Here is a 21,331-nt window from a genome sequence, read left to right as displayed (position 1 = left end):
CCTACGGTGCCGAACGCAGCCTGCGGCAGCGGCTACAGGGGTTCAGGAAGGGGTTTACAGGCCGGCAGCGGCCAACTGCGGGGCGACCCAGGCATCCACCTTGAACGGCTTGCGAATCAAGCGTTCCTTGGCCGCCAGGTCTACCGAATCCTGCAGTTTGCCGAGGAACACCGGGTCCAGGGTCGAGGGGAAGATCTCGCTCAGGCGCTGGTCCTTGAGGTCATCCTGCAAGATCACCGGCGGGTAGCTGGCCAGCCCCGAAACCAACTGGATGTAGGCTTCCTTGTTGCTGTCCTGGGTCAGCCACTCTACGGCCTGCTGCTGGGCCTTGAGCAGTTTTGCCACGGCCTCGGGATGCTCGTCGACAAACTTGCCGGCGCCCACCAGCACGCTCTGCACGCTGCCGGCACCGCCCAGGTCCTTGGTGCTCAGGGGCAGTTCGGCCAGGCCCTTGCTGCGCAGGGCGGAAAGCCCGGTGCTGCCCCAGGACGCATCGATCTGCTTGGCCGCCAGGGCCGCCACCGCCGCGTTGAAGTCAAGGTTGACCACCTTCAGGTCCTTCTCGCTCAGGCCCCGGCTGGCCAGGGCCGCGTCGAACGACAGCTGGGTGGCAGTGCCACGGAACACCGCTACGCGCTTGCCCTTGAGGTCTTCTAGGGTCTTGATCCCCGAACCCGGCACCACCCCCAGATAGTGCTTGACCCCACGGGCCGAGGCGCTGAGCAGGCGGGTATCCAGGCCGTTGGACTTGCCGATGATGGCGGCCAGGTCCCCCAGGTACGCCAGGTCCACCTGGCCGTTGGCGAAGGCCTCGTTGATCACCGGGCCTGCGCCCTTGAAGAAATTCCAATGGATCTTGATGCCCTGGTCGGCGAAGGCCTTTTCAAAGATCTGTTGCTGGCGCAGCACATCCACCACCCCACCGCCGCTGTGCTGGGTGCCGGCACTGAGGTCGGGCACGGCAATGCGGATTTCCTTGAGTTCGTCGGCCTGGGCCAGCAGCGGCAGGCAGCCCAGGAGCCCCGCCAGGGCCAGGGCGGCGAACAGGCTGATGACGCGTTTGAAGGGAAGGTTCATGGGTGCGGCTCCTGGTGGCAAAGGCTGAGAGGAGCAAAAGGTAGGCACTGAATCGTTCAACATTTAAATACTATAAATTCACATTTTAATAACCATATCGAATAAGCCAGCTGCCACGGGCGTCCCCGGGGATATGCATGAAATGCATGAAAAATATTCTTCAAATGCATTGGATGCGTGTCGGCGAGAAGCCTTAAATGGCCTTTCTTATCTCTTAATAGAATTGATAATAATTTTAATAGATCACAAATGCATAATACGTAGAAACCGCCTTGCCAGCGAAGAGGCCCTCAAACGCTGATTCGCCGACAAGCCAGCCCCTACGGCATCGACCCACGCCATGCAGTACCCGACGACGGAGGTCATCCATGGCCCGTGTTTCCCTGCTCAGCCTGCCCCTGGCGGCGCCGTCCGACGGACGCCCGGGCTGGCCCCTGATCAGCCAGCGGCTGCTGCCCTGGCTGTTGCCCATCAGCCTGTTCGCCCTGTGGTGGCTGGCCAGCCGCAATCAATGGATGAGCGAACAGATCCTGCCGGCCCCGGCCCTGGTCTGGAGCAGTGCCCTGGAGCTGGCCCACGGCGAGCTGTGGAGCCATCTGGCGATCAGCCTGCAACGGCTGTTCTGGGGCCTGCTGGCGGGTATCGCCGCCGGCGCCCTGCTGGGGGGTGCCCTGGGCTTCAGCCGACGCCTGGAGCGCCTGGTGTTTCCCACCTTCGGCGCCCTGTCGCAGATCCCCACCCTGGCCTGGATCCCGCTGTTCATGGTGTTTTTCGGCATCGGCGAAGTGCTCAAGCTAGTGGTGCTGATCAAGGCGGTGGTGGTGCCCGTGACCCTGCACACCCTAGTGGGCGTGCGCGATGCCCAGCCCCGGCTGCGGGAAGCCGCCGCGGTGCTGCGCCTGCCGCCGGCGCTGCTGGTGCGCCGCCTGGTGCTGCCCGCTGCGCTGCCGGCCTTCATGGCCGGGGTGCGCCTGGCGCTGGCCACCGGCTGGACCTCGCTGCTGGCAGTGGAACTGCTGGCCTCCAGCGAAGGCATCGGCTACCTGATGGTCTGGGCACGCCAGCTGTTCATGCTGGACATCGTCTTCGTGTGCATCCTGGTGATCGGCCTGCTGGGGGTGTGCATGGACCGCGGCATCGGCTGGCTCGACCGCCGGCTGGTGCACTGGCCGCACCCGGCCACCGCCGAATTCCGTCGCGGCCCGCGCTACCAGGGCTGGCAGCGCCTGCAACCCTGGCTGCTGCCCCTGGCGCTGCTAACCCTGTGGCAAGTGGCGAGCGACCAGCAGTGGGTCGACCCGAACATCCTGCCCAGCCCCCTGGCGGTACTCGCCACCACCGGCAACGGCCTGCTCGATGGCAGCCTGCTGGGGGGCATGGGCCTGAGCCTGGGCCGCACCCTCGGCGGCCTTCTGCTGGGCGGCGGCCTGGGCTTTGCCTTTGGCCTGCTGCTGGGCCTGTCGCGGTTCAGTGAACGCCTGCTGGGCCCGACCCTGGCCGCCATCCGCCAGATCGCCATCTTCGCCTGGGTGCCGCTGCTCACCGCCTGGTTCGGCCTGGGGGAACTGGCCAAGTGGGTGTTCGTCGCCCTGGCCGCATTCTTCCCGCTGTTCATCGCCACCCAGCGCAGCGTCGCCCAGCTCTCGCCGCAACTGGCGGAAGCCGCCCAGGTACTGCGCCTGAACCTCTGGCAACGGCTGCGCCGGCTGGTGCTGCCCGGCGCCGCGCCGGGGATTTTCGCCGGCCTGCGCATCAGCCTGATCTACGCCTGGCTGGGCACCATCGGCGCGGAATACTTCATGCCGTCCAACGGCGGCATCGGCAGCCAGATGATCAGCGCCCAGCAACTGCTACGCATGGACCTGATCATGGCCGGCATGCTCCTGGTGGGCCTTACCGGGGCCCTGCTCAACCTGATCGGGCAACAACTCGAACTTCGCGCCACCCGCTGGAGACACGCATGAACGCACCCCTGGTCAGTTTCACTCACGTGGGCAAGACCTTCGCCGTCGCCGGTGGCGAGGTGGAGGCGATCCGCGAATTCAACCTGGACATCGCCGAAGGCGAGTTCGTCGCCATCGTCGGTTCCAGCGGTTGCGGCAAGTCCACCCTGCTGCGCCTGCTGATCGGCCTGGACACCGAGTTTCGTGGCCAGATCCGGGTCGACGGCAAGGCCGTCAGCGGCATCGGCGGCGAGCGCGGCATCGTGTTCCAGGAACACCGCCTGTTCCCCTGGCTGACGGTGGCCGAGAACATCGGCCTGGGCCTGGTCAACGAGCCCCTGAGCGCCGCCGAGCGCCAGCAGCGGGTCGGCGAATTCATCGAACTGGTGGGCCTCAAGGATTTCACCCGGGCCTATCCCCATCAGCTCTCCGGCGGCATGGCGCAACGGGTGGCCATTGCCCGTGGGCTGGTGGCCAGCCCGCGGATCCTGCTGCTGGACGAACCCTTCGGCGCCCTCGACGCCCTGACCCGCCAACAGATGCAGGACGAACTGCTGGCGATCCGCGAGCGGGCCAAGATCACCACGGTGCTGGTGACCCACGATGTCGAGGAAGCGATTTTCCTCGCCGACCGGGTGGTGGTGATGGAGCCGCGCCCGGGGCGGATCAAGCGCGTGGTCCAAGTGGCCTTGCCGCACCCACGCCAGCGCAGCAGTTTCGACTTCCACCAACTGCGTGAGGAGCTGCTTCACGAACTGACCCGCGACGAGCTCTACCAGGCGCCTTCGCCGGTACAGATCCGCGACCTGCCCTTGACCTTCATTGCTTGCTGAACAGGAGTGCCGCGATGCCGCAACGTCCCAACTTTCTAGTGATCCTGGCCGACGACCTGGGCTTCTCCGACCTCGGAGCCTTCGGCGGCGAGATCGCCACGCCGAACCTCGACGCCCTGGCCGCAGGTGGCCTGCGCCTGACCGACTTCCACACCGCCCCCACCTGCTCGCCAACCCGCTCCATGCTGCTCACCGGCACCGACCATCACATCGCCGGGATCGGCACCATGGCCGAAGCCCTGACCCCCGAGCTGATCGGCAAGCCGGGCTATGAGGGTTACCTCAACGACCGCGTGGTGGCCCTGCCGGAACTGCTGCGCGAGGCCGGCTACCAGACCCTGATGAGCGGCAAATGGCACCTGGGGCTGACTGCCGAACGCGCGCCCCATGCCCGGGGCTTCGAGCGCTCGTTCTCGCTGTTGCCGGGGGCGGCCAACCACTACGGCTTCGAGCCGACCTACGACGAGCACACCCCCGGGCTGCTCAAATCCACGCCGGCGCTGTACATCGAGGACGACCGCTTCATCGATGAACTGCCAGCGGGTTTCTATTCCTCCGATGCCTTTGGCGACAAGCTCTTGCAGTACCTGAAAGAGCGCGACCAGAGCCGGCCGTTCTTCGCCTACCTGCCGTTCTCGGCGCCCCATTGGCCGCTGCAGGCTCCGGAGGAAATCGTCGCCAAGTACCGGGGCCGCTATGACGCCGGCCCCGAAGTGCTGCGCCGCGAGCGCCTGGAAAAACTCCAGGCCCTGGGCCTGGTGGACCCGCAGGTCGAGCCCCATCCGCTGATCAACCTGAACGCCGAATGGAACGCCCTCAGCGAAGAACAGCGCCAGGTGTCGGCACGGGCCATGGAGGTGTATGCGGCGATGGTCGAGCGCATGGACTGGAACATCGGCCGGGTGGTGGACTACCTGCGCCAGCAAGGCCAGCTGGACAACACCCTGATCCTGTTCATGTCCGACAACGGTGCCGAGGGCGCGCTGCTGGAAGCCTTCCCCAAGTTCGGCCCGGAGCTTTTGACCTACCTCAACCAGCACTATGACAACCGCCTGGAGAACATCGGCCGGGCCAACTCCTACGTCTGGTACGGCCCGGCCTGGGCCCAGGCGGCCACCGCGCCATCGCGGCTGTTCAAGGCCTTCACCACCCAGGGCGGAATTCGCGTGCCGGCGCTGCTGCACTACCCGCAACTGCCGCTCAAGGGGCAGATCAGCCACGGCTTCGGCACGGTGATGGACATTACTCCGACCCTGCTCGACCTGGCCGGCGTGCGCCACCCGGGCAAGCGCTGGCGCGGGCGCGATGTGGCGCCACTGCGGGGCAAGTCGTGGCTGGGCTTTCTCTCCGGCGAAACCGCCCGGGTGCATGACGAACAAACGGTAACCGGCTGGGAGCTGTTCGGCCGCCGGGCAATTCGCCAGGGCCAGTGGAAGGCGGTGTACATCCCCGGCCCCGTGGGCCCGGCGACGTGGCAGCTGTACGACCTGGGCCAGGACCCGGGGGAGATTCACGACCTGGCCCACAGCCAGCCGGAAAAACTGCGCACCCTGCTGGAAGAATGGCAGCGCTACGTGGATGAAACCGGAGTGATCCTCAGCGAATCACCGTTCCAGCCCGATTGACCCGGTGGGAGCTGGCAATCGGACCATGTAAGAGCTGGCTTGCCAGCGAAAAGCGTCCCCCGGGCTGCGCCAGGCGCTGGCCTCAGCCTCGGGTGATGCGGCAAGCCGGGGTTTTCGGCAGTTCCTTGACCACGACGTAATGCCCAGCCCGGTTTTTCTCGACCCGCAACGGCGAAGCGGCCAAGTAGCTGCCGCGCAGGCTCTGGTCGACAAAACAGATGGCGATGCCCTGCTTCCCCTGCTCCATCACTCTGACGCTGTAGACCCAGCTTTGCTCTTCGTCCACCGCGCTGTAGGTGCCCTCGGCGCCTGCGGCCTTCTCGTAGATCCGATAGGGCGTCTGGCCCAGCGTGGTGCCGTCCGGGTAATGCCGCGGCCGCAAGGAATTGCGAAAACCGTTCACTTCCAGATGCTTCAAGATACTCAGCGCCAGTGCCTCGTCACTGCCCTGCGCCACCGAGTCGGCCAGCGACACGCTGCCCACACTCATCAAGGCAACGGCGATCAATCGCCTTACCGCACTGCCCATACTGTCTCCCTGTCGTTGCCTCTTCGCGGATTCCGGGCGTTTCCCGGCACCGCGTGACCTTGGCTTAACGTTATCGGTCCTTGGATATTTAACCAGAAAGACAGTCCGCCCCCTCAAGCCCGGGCGTTATGCGCCGGTTGCATCGCTTCGCGCTCCTGCCGGGTAAAGCGGTTGGCCCGGGCAAAAGTGCCGAAATCGTTGAAGCGCACGCCCATCTCGGCCATCACTTTATGCGCCACCGATGCCGTCATCTGGCGGATGTAGAACGGCTCCCTGACCACGAAATGGTGGATGCCGTGGGTGCTGCCGAAGTTGCAGCAGAAGGCCTGCAACGGCCACATCCACCAGGGGTTGAGCACCTGGGTCTGCTGGATCACGTTGCCCGGCTCGATGTCGCCGTAGTAGTGCATGTTGGAACTGACAAAGTGCAGGCAGAAGGTGCGCAGCACGTTGGGGCCGATGATCACCACCACGGCGATATCGACGTAGTGCATCAGCGACACGGTGTCTTGCGACCACTGGATCGGGCTGCCCAGCAGGGCGGCCACGCCGTTGGCCCCATGAAAGCCCAGGAACACATACCAGGCGCCCCAATGCAGCAATGCCAGCGGCGCGTACACCGCCAGGGTACGAACGAGGATGCCCAGCTTGCGCCTGGCCCCCGGCGCCCGCAGCAGGCGGATGAAGGCCGCCATCATGTTGTCCCCCACCATCAGCAGGCGGGCGATGCCCCAGGGCTCGCCGTTGGTGATGGCGCGCTCCTCGATGTCGCTCTCGCTGCCGGACACCTTGTGATGATTCAGGTGCAGGTGGCGGCGCACCCAGGGGTTGATGGTACTCGGCCGCGCCAGCCACACCAGCCCCAGCATCAGGTTGTGGGGCAGGCGCTGCTTGCGAAAGTACATACTGTGGATCAGGTCGTGTTCCAGCTCGTGGGTCAGGGAGGCGAAAAAGGCATTGAGCAGCAGGCACGCCCACCAGGCCAGGTGACCCGTGACATAGAGCAGCGCTGACCCCAGCATCCCCGACAGAGCGAACGCAAGGATCCCCGCGCCCAGCGCGTCCTGGTGCCGCAGCAAGGGAAAACGCCGGCGCAGTTCATCACCCCGGGCCAGGACCACCTGGCGTACATGCGCCGCCCGCTGCTGTGCGTTCATCCGCTCGGGGCTTGCAGAAATACCCTGCATGATTCCATCCTCTGGTCAGTGATGTGTGCATCCTGCCCCGAGCCCCGGCTCCGGGCGCTAGCCGTAAACGCCAACCTGTTGACCGGACGCGCCAATCGCATGACCGAAGCCACCTCCCTTGCCAGCTGGACCCGCGCCTTGCGCAAGCAACTGGACGCTCTGGACCTCGACAGCGCCGCACTGTGCCGCGAAGCCGGGCTCGACCCGCAATTGATGGACGACCCCAACGCCCGCTACCCGCTGTCGGCCACCACCCGCCTGTGGCATCTCGCCGTGCAGGCCAGCGGCGACCCGGCCATCGGCCTGCGGGTGTCGCGCTTTGTCAGCCCCACCACCTTCCATGCCCTGGGCTACGCCCTGGTGGCCAGCGGCAGCCTGCGGGAAGTGTTCGAGCGCATCGTGCGTTATCACCAGGTGGTCAGCGACGCCCTGGAACTGGCCCTGACCCGGGAAGCGGACCGCTACCGGTTCTTCCTCAAGGTGCCCGAAGGCGCGCCGCAACCGGCCTTCGAAGCCATCGACGCCTTTGCCGCGATCTACGTGCGCACCTGCCGCAACCGCCTGGGCCGTGACTACGCGCCGTTGGCCGTGCAATTGCGGCGCCCGGCCCCGGCGGACCCGAGCCAGTGGCACAAGGTATTCCGCTGCCCGGTGCAGTTCGCCGCCGTGGACGACTGCCTGGAGTTCGGCCTGCACGATTTCGACAGCCACCTGGACGACGCCAACCCGGAGCTGGCCGAGCACAACGAAGCGGTGCTCAAGCGCACCCTCCTGCAACTGCGGCCCCTGACCTGGGAGCGCAAGGTACGCGGGGTGATCGAAGCCCAATTGCCCGAAGGCGAACCTTCGGCGGAGCGAGTGGCCCAGGCCCTGCACCTGAGCCTGCGCAGCCTGCAACGGCACCTGGCGGATGAAGGCACGCGCTTTGACACCCTGCTCAACGAATGCCGGGAAAACCTCGCCCTGCTGCACCTGCGGGACCTGGAATGCTCCCTGAGCGAGATCAGCTACCTGCTGGGCTTTGCCGATGCCAGCAGTTTCAGCCGGGCATTCAAGCGCTGGACCGGGATGACCCCGGGGCAGTTTCGCGACGGCCTGCGCTAAGCCCCAGCAGCCTTGTAGCCGCTGCTGAGCCTGCGAAGCTGCGAACGACCGCAACGCGGGCGCAAATACTGCAGGCCGCTGAAGGCCTGGCGGCCTTGTCGCAGCCTCGGCAGTGGCTACAGGAGGGGGAAGCCCAGTTCGAATACCGTGGCCTGCTCATCGCTCGTGACCCGCACCTGGCCGCCATGCAGCAGCATGATCGAGTGCACGATGGCCAGCCCCAGGCCCCCGGAGTCCCCCGGCTCGGCTCGGGACGGGTCGACCCGGTAGAAACGGTCGAACAGCCGGGGCAGGTGCTCGGGGGCGATCGCCGGGCCCTGGTTGTGCACCTGCAACCAGCACCAGCCCGCTTCGTCGTGGCGCCGCAGGCGGATCAGCGACCCTGCATCGGCATGACGCACGGCATTGGCCAGAAGGTTGCCCAGGGCCCGTTGCAGCAATTGCTGGTCAGCCCGCAGCTCGCCGGAAAAACCGTTCTCCAGGCGCAACTGGCGGTCGTCGGCCAGGGCTTCGAAGTAGTCGCACAGTTGCGCCCCGACACAGCCCAGTGACAGTACCTGCAGGTCCAGCACCGCATCGGCCTGCTCGGCCCGGGCCAGGAACAGCAGGTTCTCGGCCATGCGCCCCAGGCGCTCGAACTCTTCCATGTTGGAGGCCAGCACTTCCTGGTACTCCGCCGCACTGCGCGGCTGGTTCAAGGCCAGGCCATTGCTGCCCAGGAGGTTGTGCAACGGCGTGCGGATCTCGTGGGCCAGGTCGGCGGAAAATTGCGACAGACGCTCAAAACTCTCTTCCAGGCGCGCCAGCATGGCGTTCAGGGCCTGCACCGGCTCGTGGAATTCCGCCGGGATGCCGTTGGTGTGCAGGCGCCGGTCGAGGCTGCGCAGGTCGATCTGGCGGGCCGCTTCGCTGAGCTGGCGCAAGGGCTGCAAGCCCCGGCGCAACAGCAGCAGGCCCAGGGCGAAGGCCAGCAAGGCCCCCAGCCCCACCGCCAGGTACAGGCGCAGGCGGTAACTGGCGAGCATCTGCTCGCGCTCGCTGAGAACCTTGCCGGCGACCACGGTCAGGGCTTCGCCCTTGGGCCCCCGGGCCTGGCCCGCCAGCAGCGCCACCGGCACATCGTCCGGCCCCGGCCAGAGGCGGACATCGGTGCGTTGCGGCGCCTGTTGCAGCGCAATGGGGTCGAGCGCGGGCAGGGGCTGCCGGCGCGGGTTGATGTCGATCACCGTCGAGCCATCGGCCCGCAGCACCAGCAGCAGGCTTTCCTGGTTGCCCAGCATGTTCTGGTACAGCCGGGGCCGGGCTTGCAGGGCATCCAGGCTGTCGCTGTCCTGCAGCAGGGCCCGCACCTGTTCCAGGCGGCCGAGCAGGGCCAGGTCGTCGCGGTAGGCGATTTCCCCGGCCAGGGAACGGTAGAGGAACACCCCGATCACGCTGAGCACCAGGGCGCAGACCGCGGCAAAGGCCAGGGCCAGCCGCCAGGCGATGGAACTAGAGCGCTTCATCCGGGGCTTCCAGCTGGTAGCCGACGCCACGCACGGTGTGGATCAGCTTGGGCATGTAGGGGTCGTCGACCTTGGCCCGCAACCTTCGTACCGCTACTTCCACCATGTTGGTGTCGCTGTCGAAGTTCAGGTTCCACACCTGGGAGGCGATGAGGGTCCGCGACAGCACTTCGCCCTGGCGGCTGGCCAACAGGTGCAGCAGGGCGAACTCCTTGTTGGTCAGGGCGATGCGCTGGCCGCCACGGCTGACGCGACGGCGCAGCACGTCGATCTCCAGGTCGGCGATGCTGAAGGACTCGGCCTCGCGCAGCGGTCCGCGGCGCAGCAGGGTGCGCACCCGGGCCAGTAGCTCGGCAAAGGCGAAGGGCTTGAGCAGGTAGTCGTCGGCGCCCAGTTCCAGGCCGCGGACCCGGTCCTCGATAGCGTCGCGGGCGGTGAGGAACAGCACCGGGGTGGCACCGCGCTGGCGCACCAGTTGCAGCAACTGCCAGCCGTTGAGGCCGGGGAGCATGACGTCGAGGATGATCAGGTCGTACTCCTGCTGCTCGATGAAATAGCGCCCGTCCAGGCCGTTCAGGGCCACGTCCACGGCAAAGCCGGATTCTCCCAGGCCCTTGGCAAGGAAATGGGCGGTCTTGGCTTCGTCTTCAACTACCAGCAAACGCATGGCGCACCTCGGAAATGATCGGCACAGGCTAGGCGCCCGGCGCCCGCTTGCCCATTACAAACTTGTAATCAAGACGACGGAGTTCTGACGGAGTGCGCTGGCTAAGGTGGCCACCGGTCTTTATGGAGCTCGTTCGATGATCTGCAAACCTCTTGTCCTGGGCCTCGGCCTGAGCCTCGCCGGCACGGCCCTGGCGGCGCTCGAACTGCCGCGCCATGCCGAACTGGACCTGGCCGCCGCCCGCCAGCTGGCCGATGCCAGCCTGGCCCAGTGCACCGCGGCGGTATCGGTGCTGGACCGTGGCGGCAACCTGCTGGTGGCGATGCGCGGCGATGGGGTGGGCCCGCACAACGGCCCGGCCAGCCAGCGCAAGGCCTACACCGCGCTGTCGACCAAGACTTCGAGCCGGCTGTTCGCCGAACGGGCGCGCAACAACCCCGAGGCGGCCAATCTCAATACCTTGCCGGAGCTGTTGTTGCTCGGTGGCGGCCTTGCGTTGTTTGCCGGCAAGCAGTTGGTGGGGGCCATCGGGATTGCCGGGGCCGGTGGCGCAGCGCAGGACGAGGCGTGTGCGCTCCAGGCCGCGCAGCGGGTGGGGTTGGCTGCCGAGGCCGGTCGTGAGTGATCGTGAAAGCCTGCGCCCGCGTTGCGGTCGTTCGCAGCCTCGCGGGCTCGGCAGCGGCTACAGGTTCTGTTGTTTGTTCAATCGAGGAAGGAGTGGGGCATGAATGTTTTGCGTAATAGTCTGGCGGCCATCGGCCTGTGTGGTTTGTCGAGCCTGGCCCTGGCGGCAGGCAATCCGTTGAGCGTGCACGTGCTGAACCTGGAGAACGGCCTGCCATCGCCGGGGGTCAAGGTGACCCTGGAGCAGCAGGTGGGCCAGGACTGGAAGCCCTTGTCCGAAGGGGTGACCAATGAGCAGGGGCGGATTGCCGAGCTGTTTCCGGCGGGCCGGGCGCTGACGGCCGGCGAGTATCGGGTGGTGTTCAAGACCGGCGAGTACTTCAGGCAAGCCAAGCGCGAGACCTTCTTTCCGGAGATCCCGGTGATCTTCGAGGTCAGGCAGACCGAGCAGCATTACCACATTCCGTTGTTGCTCAGCCCTTATGGGTTCTCGACCTATCGTGGCTCGTAGGAACCGGCTGCCGGCGAAGGCGATCTCGCGGGCCTCTTCGCTGGCAAGCCAGCTCCTACGGGAGGCAGGAACAACGCGGGGGGTTTCTGTAGGAGCCGGCTTGCCGGCGAAGGCAATCTCGCGGGCCTCTTCGCTGGCAAGCCAGCTCCTACGGGAGGCAGGAACATCGCGGGGGTTTCTGTAGGAGCCGGCTTGCCGGCGAAGGCTATCTCGCGGGCCTCTTCGCTGGCAAGCCAGCTCCTACGGGAGGCAGGGACAACGTGGGGGTTTCTGTAGGAGCCGGCTTGCCGGCGAAGGCAATCTCGCGGGCCCCTTCGCTGGCAAGCCAGCTCCTACGGGAGGCAGGGACATCCGGGGGCTTCTATGGCGAGGTCAGGGCGCGCAGGCGCTCGGTGTCGAGGATTTCAATCTCCCCATAGCTCAGGCGCAGGATGCCCTGGTGCTGCAGCTCCTTGAGGATCTGGTTGGTGGTCTGGCGCGACAGCGAGAGCATCAGCGCCAGTTGTTCCTGGGGCAATTGCAGCACGCGGCGGGCCTGGGCCACTTCACCGTAGCCGGCGGCCATCGCCAACAGGCGGCTGGCCACCCGCGCCGGGGCCGGCATCAGGCTCAACTGCTCCAGGTTGATAAAGGCCAGGCGCAGTTTATGGCTCATCAGCAGGGCGAACTGGCGCCAGTATTGCGGCTGCTGCTCCAGTAGTTGCAGCAGGTTCGCCTGCGGCACCTGGAGCAGGGTGCAGGCGCCCTCGGCGTAGGCATCGTGGGTACGGGGCTGGCCGTCGAACAGGCAGATCTCGCCGAACCAGTGGGGCGCTTCCATCAGGCTCAGCAAGGCCTCCTTGCCCTGCTCGCTGACCGCGCCCACCCGCACCGTGCCCTCGAGCACCGCGTACAGCCCGCAGGGCGGATCGCCGCGCCGGAACAGGCACTGCCCCGCCGTCAGCCGGCGCAGGCGCGCACTGTCGAGCAAACTATTCTGTAAGGAATCCGGCAGGTGGCTGAACCACTGGCCGGTCATCAGGCATTCACGCCACTGGTGCAGGTCCATGAACAGGTCTTTCCCTCAGGGCATCGCAATGATTGTCGCCTAGCTGACAGAGCCGAGCACCGCCGCCGGGCATGATCGAGCCACCCTAACGGAGGAACAACAATGAAAAGCCTCGTTGATCATCTCAGTCAATACGCCGCCTACCACCGCGACCCGCGCAATATCGCCAGCCACTTTATCGGCATTCCGATGATCGTGGTGGCGGTGGCCGTGCTGTTGTCGCGTCCCGCCTGGAGCATGGCCGGGCTGTCGTGGTCGCCGGCGTTGCTGCTGGCCCTGGCCGCATCAGTGTTCTACCTGCGCCTGGAAGTGCGCCTGGGGGTGCTGATGACGGTGCTGATGGCGCTATCGGTGTGGGCCGGCCAGGTGCTGGCGGCACAAAGTACCGGGCTCTGGCTGAGCAGCGGCCTGGGCCTGTTCGTGATCGGTTGGGTGATCCAGTTCATCGGCCATTACTACGAGGGCCGCAAGCCGGCCTTCGTCGACGACCTTTCGGGGCTGATTGTCGGCCCGCTGTTCGTGGTGGCCGAACTGGCCTTCCTGCTGGGCCTGCGCCATGACCTGAAGCAGGCCATCGAGCAGCGTTCCGGGCCGGTGGCCCTGCGGCACAAGAAAGCCATGGTCTGAAGCCCGGGAACGCTTCGGGAATATTGGGCCGGCCCCCGCAGGAGCCGGCTTGCCGGCGAAGAGGCCTTCGAGCCAGGTGCAAACCTGAAGGACGCTTTCGCTGGCAAGCCAGCTCCTACAGCGGGCGTGATGTCGGCGGGGTCAGAGGCTGGCGTGTTTCTGCCAGACCTTGGGCTTGAAGAACAGGGTTTCGCCACGGGCCAGGCCGATCAGGCTGTCGTGGTCCTTCACCACTTCGGCTTCGATCAGTTCGCTCTGCCCTTCCACCTTCAGGGTCACCCGGGTGGTGGCCCCCAGCGGACGGATATCCCGCACTTCGGCGGCGTGGTGGTCTTCCAGTTCGGAACGCGACAGCGACACTTCGTGAGGCCGGAACAACACGTGGTTGTCCTCCCCCAGGTGCAGGCGGTTGGAGTCGCCGAGGAAGTGGTAGACGAAGTCGCTGGCCGGGTTCTCGTAGACCTCGCCCGGGGAACCGATCTGCTCGATCACGCCCTTGTTCATCACCACGATGCGGTCGGCCACTTCCATGGCTTCTTCCTGGTCGTGGGTAACGAATACCGAAGTCAGGTTGATGTCTTCGTGCAGCCGCGCCAGCCAGCGCCGCAGCTCCTTGCGCACCTTGGCGTCGAGGGCGCCGAAGGGTTCGTCCAGCAGCAGCACCTTGGGCTCCACCGCCAGGGCGCGGGCCAGGGCGATACGCTGGCGCTGGCCGCCGGAGAGCTGTTCCGGGTAACGGTCTGAGAGCCAGTCCAGCTGCACCATGTTCAGCAGCTCGTGGACCTTCTCGGCGATCTTGCTCTCGCTGGGGCGCTGGTTCTTCGGCTTCATGCGCAGGCCGAAGGCAACGTTGTCGAACACGCTCATGTGGCGGAACAGGGCGTAGTGCTGGAACACGAAACCGACGTTGCGATCACGCACGTCGTGGCCCGAGACATCCTCGCCGTGGAACACGATGCTGCCTTGGTCCGGGGTTTCCAGCCCGGCGATGATCCGCAGCAGGGTGGTCTTGCCGCAGCCGGACGGGCCCAGCAGGGCCACCAGCTCGCCGCTCTGGATGTCCAGGTTGATGCTGTTCAGGGCCTTGAAGGCGTTGAAGTTCTTGCTGACGTTACGGACTTCGATCGACATGACTTATTCCTCCGCGGCGCTGGCGCGCAGGCGGTTGATTCGGGATTCGCTCCACTGCTTGAGCAGCAGGATGAACAACGCAAGGATCAGCAACAGGCTGGCGACGGCAAAGGCGGCGACGTGGTTGTACTCGTTGTAGAGGATTTCCACGTGCAGCGGCAGAGTGTTGGTGACCCCGCGAATGTGCCCGGAAACCACCGACACCGCGCCGAACTCACCCATGGCCCGGGCGGTACACAGCACCACGCCGTAGATCAGGCCCCATTTGATGTTGGGCACGGTGACGTGCCAGAACATCTGCCAGCCATTGGCCCCCAGCAACCTGGCGGCCTCCTCTTCCTGGGTGCCCTGCTCCTGCATCAGCGGGATCAGTTCCCGGGCAACGAAGGGCACGGTGACGAAGATGGTGGCCAGGACAATGCCCGGCAAGGCGAAGACGATCTGGATGTCGTGGTCCGAAAGCCACGGGCCGAACAGGCCCTGGGCGCCGAACATCAGCACATAGACCAGGCCGGCGATCACCGGCGACACCGAGAACGGCAGGTCGATCAGGGTCACCAGGATGCTCTTGCCGCGGAACGAGTACTTGCTCACGCACCAGGCCGCGCTGACCCCAAACACCAGGTTCAGGGGCACCGAGATCAGCACCGCGATCACCGTGAGTTTCAGCGCCGACAGGGCGTCGGGCTCGAAGATCGCATCGAAGAACGCCCCCAGGCCGAGCTTCAGGCCCTGGGACACCACGATGAACAGCGGCAGCAGCAGGAACAGGGCGAAGATCAGCCAGCCGAGGCCGATCAGCAGGCGCCGCGAGGTGGCGCTGCCACGGCGGGCGGCGTTGGCGGAGGACGCGGCGGAAATGGACGATTGGGACATGGTCGCGCCTCCTTAAGGTCGTTCGATGCGTCGCTGCAGCAGGTTGATCAGCAGCAGCAGAATGAAGGAAACCACCAGCATCAGCACGCCGATGGAAGTGGCGCCGGTGTAATCGTACTGGTCGAGCTTGACCATGATCAGCAGGGGCAGGATCTCGGTCTTCATCGGCATGTTGCCGGCGATGAAGATCACCGAGCCGTACTCGCCCACGCCCCGGGCAAAGGCCAGGGCAAAACCGGTGAGCCAGGCCGGCAGCAGGGCCGGTACCAGGATATGGCGGAACACCTGCCACGGCTTGGCACCCAGGCAGGCGGCGGCTTCTTCCACTTCACGAGGGATGTCCGCCAGCACCGGCTGCACCGTGCGCACCACGAATGGCAGGGTGACGAAGGTCAGTGCCAGGGTGATGCCCAGGGGGGTGTAGGCGATCTTGAAACCCAGGTCGGTGGCGAACTGCCCCACCAGGCCGGTGGGCGCGTAGAGCGCGGTCAGGGCAATGCCCGCCACGGCGGTGGGCAGGGCGAATGGCAGGTCGATCATGGCATCGATGATCTTGCGCCCGGGGAAGCTGTAGCGCACCAGGACCCAGGCCAGCAGGGTGCCGATGACGCCGTTGATGATGGCCGCATACAACGCGGTACCGAAGCTCAGCTTGAGCGCGGCGAGCACCCGTGGCGCCGAAATGATCGCCCAGAACTGTTCCCAGGTAAGTTGCGCGGCATGCACGAACATCGCCGCCAGGGGGATGAGCACAATCAGGCTGAGGTACACCAAGGTGTAGCCCAGCGTCAGCCCGAAGCCGGGTATGACGGGGGAGATACGACGCGACATAAGAGTCCTTGGTTAACGAAACGGATACGCAAAACCCGCAACTCAATGCGGGCTCTGCCTGGTAGGAGCCGGCTTGCCGGCCAAAGGGCCCGCAAGTCGTGCTTTGCCCTCAGGGGCGCCTTCGCTGGCAAGCCAGCCCCTACAACAGGGTTATTGCGCCGTGTAGATCTGGTCGAACACACCACCGTCATTGAAGAATTTCGGTTGGGCAGTTTTCCAGCCGCCGAAGTCCTTGTCGATAGTTACCAGGTCCAGTTTCGGGAACTGCTGGGCATATTTGGCGGCGATGTCCTTGTCCCGTGGGCGGTAGAAGTTCTTCGCGGCAATTTCCTGGCCGGCCGGGCTGTACAGGTGCTTGAGGTAGGCCTCGGCGATCTGGGTGTTGCCTTTCTTCTCGGCGTTCTTGTCCACCACCGCCACCGGTGGCTCGGCGAGGATCGACAGCGAAGGCACGACGATATCGAACTTGTCGGCGCCGCCGTCTTCCTTGAGGGCCAGGAAAGCTTCGTTTTCCCAGGCCAGCAGCACGTCGCCCTGGCCGTTGTTGACGAAGGTGATGGTCGAGCCGCGGGCCCCGGTGTCCAGTACCGGTACGTGCTTGAACAGTTCTTTCACGTATTCCTGAGCTTTGGCCTCACTGCCACCGGCCTTCAGGCCGTAGGCCCAGGCGGCGAGGAAGTTCCAGCGTGCACCACCGGACGTTTTCGGGTTCGGGGTGATCACCGAGACGTCTTTCTTGATCAGGTCGCCCCAATCCTTGATGCCCTTGGGGTTGCCCTTGCGCACCAGGAACACGATGGTCGAGGTGTAGGGCGTGCTGGCGTCGGGCAGGCGCTTCTGCCAGTCCGCCGGCAGGGTCTTGCCGAGCTTGGCGATTTCGTCGATGTCACCGGCCAGGGCCAGGGTCACCACGTCGGCGCGCAGGCCGTCGATCACCGCCCGGCCCTGCTTGCCCGAGCCACCGTGGGATTGCTGGATCTTCACGTTGTCGCCCGGGTGGTCCTTCTTCCAGAAGTTCACGAACTCGGCGTTGTAATCCTGGTACAGCTCACGGGTCGGGTCATAGGACACATTGAGCAGCTCATAGTCCTTGGCAACGGCGGAACCGGCGAAAACGGCGCTGGCGAGGGCGGCCAGGGCATAACGGCGAATCGACGACATGGTGAAGCTCCTGAAATTTTTTAAGGTGCTGGCATTTTTCTTATGGCGATTTCAGCCCGCATTCGAAAAGGAACGCTGGGATTCGTGCAGGGGGTCATGGATAACGCCCTCCGGTTGACCAGTCGGGCCTCTCGTTCGCGAGAGGGTGACGCGGTGTTCAGCGAGGTACTTTCAACTCGGTTTGTGGCCGGGCTGCTGCAGACGGAATTTTTCCTTGCGTTCGATCTGCACGACCTGGGCGTTGTGCACGGTGATTTCCACCGCACCGAAGCGCAGGTCGCGCAGTGCGCTTTGAATTTCCCGCAAGATGGTTGCTTCGTCCTGGCCGTCAACGCTACGTAGAGATGCGCTCATGGTGTTGCTCCTGAGTGGGATGTGCCTGGCAGTGGCGGCACTGCTTGCGGCGTGGGAGCAATACTAGATAGGGCCGGATATTCTTAAAAATACTATTTAAGAATGTTTATATAACCAGAAGAAATTATTCGAGCTGACAGCAGCTTAGCCCCAACCCTGTAGCCGCTGCCGAGCTTCAGCGAGGCTGCGCAAAGGCCCCCAGGGCCTTGCCTGGCGCCCTTGCGCCAAACCTCAACACCGCGCCTGCCACGTCGGTATGCCGCCCAAACCGTTCGCAGCCTGCGCCAGCGGCTACAGGGATCAACGGATCTGCGGGGCGTTGCTCCAGACCAGTTGCGCCGCCGGCATCGGCCGGCCGAACCAGTAGCCCTGGCCCAGGTCGCAGGCGTGTTCCAGAAGAAAACGCGCCTGTTCCACCTGCTCGATACCCTCGGCATGCACCTGCATGCCCATGCTCTGGGCCAGGGCAATGATGACCCGGGATATCGCTGCATCGTCCTCGTCGAACGGCAGGCCGGCGACAAAACCCTGGTCGATCTTGAGCTTCTGCACCGGCAGGCGCTTGAGCCGCAGCAGGGAGGAGTAGCCCGTGCCGAAGTCGTCGATGGCCAGGCGAATACCCAGCTCGCGCAAACGGTGCATCTGCTCCAGGGCCACTTCGGGATCGTCCATCACCGCGCTTTCGGTGACTTCCAGCTCCAGGTAGGCCGGGTCCAGCCCGGTCTCGTGCAGCACCTGGGCCACCTGCTGGTACAGCTCGCTGCGGGCGAACAGGCGGGTCGAGACATTCACCGCGATAAACGACAGCACCACGCCATCGGCCTGCCACTGGCACATCTGCCGGCAAGCCTGCTGCATGACCCAGGCATCGATCTCGGCAATCATCCCGGTGCGCTCGGCAATCGGTATGAACTCCGCCGGCGACACCAGCCCGCGCTCGGGATGCTCCCAGCGCACCAGGGCCTCGACGCCTACCAGGCGGCTGGTCTTGAGGTCGTGCACCGGCTGGTAATAGACCCGCAGTTCCTGCTGGTCCAGGGCGCGGCGCAGCTCGAAGGCGATTTCCACCCGCTGCTGGGCATGGGCGGTGAGCTCCTCGGTGTACAGGGCGTAACCGTTGCGCCCGGCGCTTTTGGCCTTGAACAGCGCCGCATCGGCGTTGCGCAGCAGTTGGCTGGCACTCAGCGCGTCGCTGGGAAACAGGCTGATACCGATACTGGCGTTGATCACCACCTGCTGCTCGCCAAGCTGGAAGGGCTCCTTGAGGCCGTCGATGATGCGCTGGGCCAGGGCCGCCGCCTGCACCAGCTGCGGGCAGCTTTCGGCCAGCACCGCGAACTCGTCGCCGCCCAGGCGCGCCAGGGTGATGCCCGGGCCGAACATCCCGCCCAGGCGCTCGGCAACCGCCTTGAGCAGTTGGTCGCCGACGTTGTGCCCCAGGCTGTCGTTGATCATCTTGAAGTGGTCCAGATCGATCATCAGCATGGCGCAGCCGCGCTTGTGGATCTGCGCCGAAGCCAGGGCCTGTTCGGCACGGTCGGTGAACAGCAGGCGGTTGGGCAGGTCGGTCAGCGGATCGTGATGGGCCAGGTGAGCCAGCTCGTGCTCGGAATCCTTGATCGCGCTGATGTCGGAAAATACCGCAACGTAATGAGTCAGCTCGCCCTGCTCATCGCGGATCGCGCGGATGGTCTGCCATTGCGGGTAGATCTCGCCGCTCTTGCGCCGATTCCAGATTTCACCGCTCCACTCATCGGTCTTCTGCAACGAGTCGAACATCGATTGATAGAACTGCGCCGAATGATGCCCGGACTTGAACAGGCTCGGCTGGCGGCCCAGCACCTCTTCGCGCTGGTAGCCGGTGATTTCGATGAAGGCGCGGTTGACGTGGACGATCTGCCCCTGGGTATCGCTCACCAGCACCCCTTCGCGGGTGCAGTCGAACACCGCCGCCGCCTGGCGCAGGCGCTCGCGGTCCTTCTGCTGGTGGCGCAGCCAGCGATCGGCCCCCAACACCCGCAGCAGACGGGCCCGGGCGAAGAAGATCAGCACCGCGCTGACCACCGCCCAGGCATAGCCGCCAACCAGTTGCCAATGGGCCCGATCGGAAAACTCATCGAAGAAACTGCTCAATAAGTAACCACTGAACTGCAACCAGACCAGCGACAACAGCAGATAGAGCAGCGCGGCACGCAAACCATTGCGATAAGAAACCGACATAAGTCCGTCTATTTCCACACGAAAAGTTTGGGATTATAGAGGAAGAAACATTCCGCCACTCTTATCTGAAAGGGCGACTGGTTTTCTCAGTGGGCTTAGTGATAATGCCTGGGCTGTTTTTTTCTTTATCGAGGGCCTTATCGCCTATGTGGTACGAAGGTTTACTTGGCTTGTCCGCCTGGCAACTGGTGGCAGTCACCCTGTTGATGACCCACGTGACCATTGTCGCGGTCACGGTCTATCTGCATCGCTATTCCGCGCACCGTTCCCTGGAACTCAACGCCGGCCTGAAACATTTCTTCCGCTTCTGGCTGTGGCTGACCACGGCGCAGAACACCCGCGAGTGGACCGCCATCCACCGCAAGCACCACGCCAAGTGCGAAACCGCCGACGACCCCCACAGCCCGGTGGTCAAGGGCCTGTCCACCGTGCTGCGCAAGGGCGCAGAGCTGTATCGCGAAGAGGCGAAGAACCCGGAGACCCTGCGCATCTACGGCAAGAACTGCCCGGAAGACTGGATCGAACGCAACCTCTACAGCCGCTACAAGCTGGGCGGCGTGGCGCTGATGGCAGCCATCGACCTGCTGCTGTTCGGCACCATCGGCATCACCATCTGGGCCATCCAGATGATGTGGATTCCGTTCTGGGCCGCCGGGGTCATCAATGGCCTGGGGCATGCGGTGGGCTACCGCAACTTCGAATGCCGCGACGCCGCCACCAACCTGGTGCCCTGGGGCATCATCGTCGGCGGCGAAGAGCTGCACAACAACCACCACACCTACCCCAACTCGGCCAAGCTCTCGGTGAAGAAGTGGGAGTTCGACCTGGGCTGGGCCTGGATCAAGGTCTTCAGCTTCCTGCGTCTGGCCAGGGTCCAGCGCGTGGCGCCCATCGCCCACCGGGTCGAAGGCAAGGGCCACCTGGACATGGACACCGCCATGGCCATCCTCAACAACCGGTTCCAGATCATGGCCCAGTACCGCAAGCTGGTGATCGGCCCGCTGGTGAAACAGGAACTGGCCAAGGTCGATCATTCGGTGCGCCACCAGTTCCACCGCGCCAAGCGCCTGCTGTCCCGGGAAACCAGCCTGCTGGAAGACCGCCACCACCTGCGCATCCAGAGCATGCTGGAGCACAGCCAGGCCTTGAAGGTGATCTACGAGAAGCGTCTGGCCCTGCAGCAGATCTGGGTCAAGACCAGCTCCAACGGCCACGACATGCTCGCGGCCATCAAGGATTGGGTACACGAGGCCGAGGCCAGCGGCATTCAGTCCCTGCGTGATTTCGCCCATCAGCTCAAGACCTATTCCCTGCGTCCCACCACCGCCTGACCCCAGCCCCTCGCCACTCCCGTGGCGAGGGGCTGCCCTTCTGAAATCAAGCCTTGCAGGCCCCTCTCGACCGTCTGGCGGGCGCTCGCGCTATCGCTGTAGCGGCCGGGAACTTAGCGCCCGATCCCCTATCTCAAACAACACTTC

The 21,331-nt window shown here is 65.0% G+C and carries 20 protein-coding genes; 8 read left to right on the top strand and 12 right to left on the bottom strand.

Going from position 1 to position 21,331, the window contains the following annotated elements; all coding sequences use genetic code 11:
• Window positions 1-54 precede the first annotated feature (54 nt).
• Window positions 55-1,077 carry an ABC transporter substrate-binding protein gene (locus tag AC1RGE_RS25630; protein ID WP_492585226.1) on the bottom strand — a complete coding sequence of 341 codons (1,023 nt, stop codon included), beginning with the start codon at window positions 1,075-1,077 and terminating at the stop codon, window positions 55-57.
• 368 nt (window positions 1,078-1,445) lie between these two features.
• On the opposite strand from AC1RGE_RS25630, the gene AC1RGE_RS25625 reads away from it, so the two are divergent.
• The 3 genes from AC1RGE_RS25625 to AC1RGE_RS25615 are packed head-to-tail and all read left to right on the top strand — an operon-like array spanning window position 1,446 to window position 5,478.
• A complete protein-coding gene (locus AC1RGE_RS25625; protein ID WP_019095371.1) occupies window positions 1,446-3,041 on the top strand; it encodes an ABC transporter permease in 1,596 nt (531 codons plus the stop codon).
• Window positions 3,038-3,853, top strand: a complete 816-nt coding sequence (locus tag AC1RGE_RS25620) for an ABC transporter ATP-binding protein (protein ID WP_346625238.1) — start codon at window positions 3,038-3,040, stop codon at window positions 3,851-3,853. The genes AC1RGE_RS25625 and AC1RGE_RS25620 overlap by 4 nt, the downstream gene beginning before the upstream one ends.
• A gap of 14 nt (window positions 3,854-3,867) precedes the next feature.
• The gene (locus tag AC1RGE_RS25615) at window positions 3,868-5,478 is read left to right on the top strand and encodes an arylsulfatase (RefSeq protein ID WP_236203004.1); all 1,611 of its coding nucleotides are present in this window, start codon (window positions 3,868-3,870) and stop codon (window positions 5,476-5,478) included.
• A gap of 82 nt (window positions 5,479-5,560) precedes the next feature.
• Here AC1RGE_RS25615 and AC1RGE_RS25610 read toward each other — a convergent pair whose 3' ends face one another.
• Together AC1RGE_RS25610 and AC1RGE_RS25605 are read right to left on the bottom strand one after the other, a co-directional pair.
• Window positions 5,561-6,007, bottom strand: a complete 447-nt coding sequence (locus tag AC1RGE_RS25610; protein ID WP_077933186.1) for a pesticin immunity protein — start codon at window positions 6,005-6,007, stop codon at window positions 5,561-5,563.
• Between the two features lie 113 nt (window positions 6,008-6,120).
• Complete coding sequence (locus AC1RGE_RS25605; RefSeq protein ID WP_220223525.1) at window positions 6,121-7,194, bottom strand: fatty acid desaturase; 1,074 nt, start codon at window positions 7,192-7,194, stop codon at window positions 6,121-6,123.
• 99 nt (window positions 7,195-7,293) lie between these two features.
• Here AC1RGE_RS25605 and AC1RGE_RS25600 point away from each other — a divergent pair, with 99 nt between their 5' ends.
• Window positions 7,294-8,298 carry an AraC family transcriptional regulator gene (locus AC1RGE_RS25600; RefSeq protein WP_011058582.1) on the top strand — a complete coding sequence of 335 codons (1,005 nt, stop codon included), beginning with the start codon at window positions 7,294-7,296 and terminating at the stop codon, window positions 8,296-8,298.
• Between the two features lie 116 nt (window positions 8,299-8,414).
• On the opposite strand, the gene AC1RGE_RS25595 is transcribed toward AC1RGE_RS25600, so the two are convergent.
• On the bottom strand, window positions 8,415-9,803 hold the full coding sequence (locus tag AC1RGE_RS25595; protein WP_492585224.1) for a heavy metal sensor histidine kinase: 1,389 nt from the start codon (window positions 9,801-9,803) through the stop codon (window positions 8,415-8,417).
• Window positions 9,790-10,470 (bottom strand): heavy metal response regulator transcription factor, encoded by a 681-nt coding sequence (locus AC1RGE_RS25590; RefSeq protein ID WP_011058580.1) that lies wholly within the window; start codon window positions 10,468-10,470, stop codon window positions 9,790-9,792. Before AC1RGE_RS25590 ends, AC1RGE_RS25595 begins: the two co-directional genes overlap by 14 nt.
• A 136-nt stretch (window positions 10,471-10,606) precedes the next feature.
• On the opposite strand from AC1RGE_RS25590, the gene AC1RGE_RS25585 reads away from it, so the two are divergent.
• Window positions 10,607-11,095, top strand: a complete 489-nt coding sequence (locus tag AC1RGE_RS25585) for a GlcG/HbpS family heme-binding protein (RefSeq protein ID WP_072452175.1) — start codon at window positions 10,607-10,609, stop codon at window positions 11,093-11,095.
• A 99-nt stretch (window positions 11,096-11,194) separates the two neighbouring features.
• Window positions 11,195-11,605 (top strand): hydroxyisourate hydrolase, encoded by a 411-nt coding sequence (gene uraH, locus AC1RGE_RS25580; RefSeq protein ID WP_011058578.1) that lies wholly within the window; start codon window positions 11,195-11,197, stop codon window positions 11,603-11,605.
• Between the two features lie 361 nt (window positions 11,606-11,966).
• Here the strand turns inward: uraH and AC1RGE_RS25575 are convergent, their stop codons facing one another.
• Window positions 11,967-12,653 carry a Crp/Fnr family transcriptional regulator gene (locus AC1RGE_RS25575; protein WP_492585222.1) on the bottom strand — a complete coding sequence of 229 codons (687 nt, stop codon included), beginning with the start codon at window positions 12,651-12,653 and terminating at the stop codon, window positions 11,967-11,969.
• Window positions 12,654-12,755: 102 nt separating this feature from the next.
• Between AC1RGE_RS25575 and AC1RGE_RS25570 the strand changes: the two genes are divergently transcribed.
• Complete coding sequence (locus AC1RGE_RS25570; protein ID WP_041115120.1) at window positions 12,756-13,280, top strand: Mpo1 family 2-hydroxy fatty acid dioxygenase; 525 nt, start codon at window positions 12,756-12,758, stop codon at window positions 13,278-13,280.
• A gap of 141 nt (window positions 13,281-13,421) precedes the next feature.
• On the opposite strand, the gene AC1RGE_RS25565 is transcribed toward AC1RGE_RS25570, so the two are convergent.
• The 6 genes from AC1RGE_RS25565 to dibA all read right to left on the bottom strand — a co-directional run bounded on the left by AC1RGE_RS25565 (window position 13,422) and on the right by dibA (window position 19,853).
• The gene (locus tag AC1RGE_RS25565) at window positions 13,422-14,411 is read right to left on the bottom strand and encodes a sulfate/molybdate ABC transporter ATP-binding protein (protein ID WP_011058575.1); all 990 of its coding nucleotides are present in this window, start codon (window positions 14,409-14,411) and stop codon (window positions 13,422-13,424) included.
• Between the two features lie 3 nt (window positions 14,412-14,414).
• Complete coding sequence (gene cysW / locus AC1RGE_RS25560) at window positions 14,415-15,287, bottom strand: sulfate ABC transporter permease subunit CysW (RefSeq protein ID WP_011058574.1); 873 nt, start codon at window positions 15,285-15,287, stop codon at window positions 14,415-14,417.
• 12 nt (window positions 15,288-15,299) lie between these two features.
• Window positions 15,300-16,118, bottom strand: coding sequence for a sulfate ABC transporter permease subunit CysT (cysT, locus tag AC1RGE_RS25555; RefSeq protein WP_011058573.1), 819 nt, complete (start codon window positions 16,116-16,118; stop codon window positions 15,300-15,302).
• A gap of 150 nt (window positions 16,119-16,268) precedes the next feature.
• Entirely contained in the window at window positions 16,269-17,279 is a 1,011-nt protein-coding gene (locus AC1RGE_RS25550; RefSeq protein ID WP_011058572.1) for a sulfate ABC transporter substrate-binding protein, read from the bottom strand.
• A 171-nt stretch (window positions 17,280-17,450) separates the two neighbouring features.
• Window positions 17,451-17,633: a sulfur starvation response protein OscA gene (oscA, locus tag AC1RGE_RS25545; RefSeq protein WP_011058571.1), complete on the bottom strand. Its 183-nt coding sequence runs from the start codon at window positions 17,631-17,633 to the stop codon at window positions 17,451-17,453.
• 300 nt (window positions 17,634-17,933) lie between these two features.
• Window positions 17,934-19,853, bottom strand: a complete 1,920-nt coding sequence (dibA, locus tag AC1RGE_RS25540; RefSeq protein ID WP_011058570.1) for a phosphodiesterase DibA — start codon at window positions 19,851-19,853, stop codon at window positions 17,934-17,936.
• Between the two features lie 146 nt (window positions 19,854-19,999).
• Between dibA and desA the strand changes: the two genes are divergently transcribed.
• The gene (gene desA / locus AC1RGE_RS25535) at window positions 20,000-21,184 is read left to right on the top strand and encodes a delta-9 fatty acid desaturase DesA (RefSeq protein WP_011058569.1); all 1,185 of its coding nucleotides are present in this window, start codon (window positions 20,000-20,002) and stop codon (window positions 21,182-21,184) included.
• Window positions 21,185-21,331: the final 147 nt, after the last annotated feature.

Source organism: Pseudomonas sp. GW823-FHT02C05 (assembly GCF_058797595.1).
The sequence above is the reverse complement of the archived record's forward strand: the minus strand, read 5'-3'. Positions and strand labels throughout refer to the sequence as shown.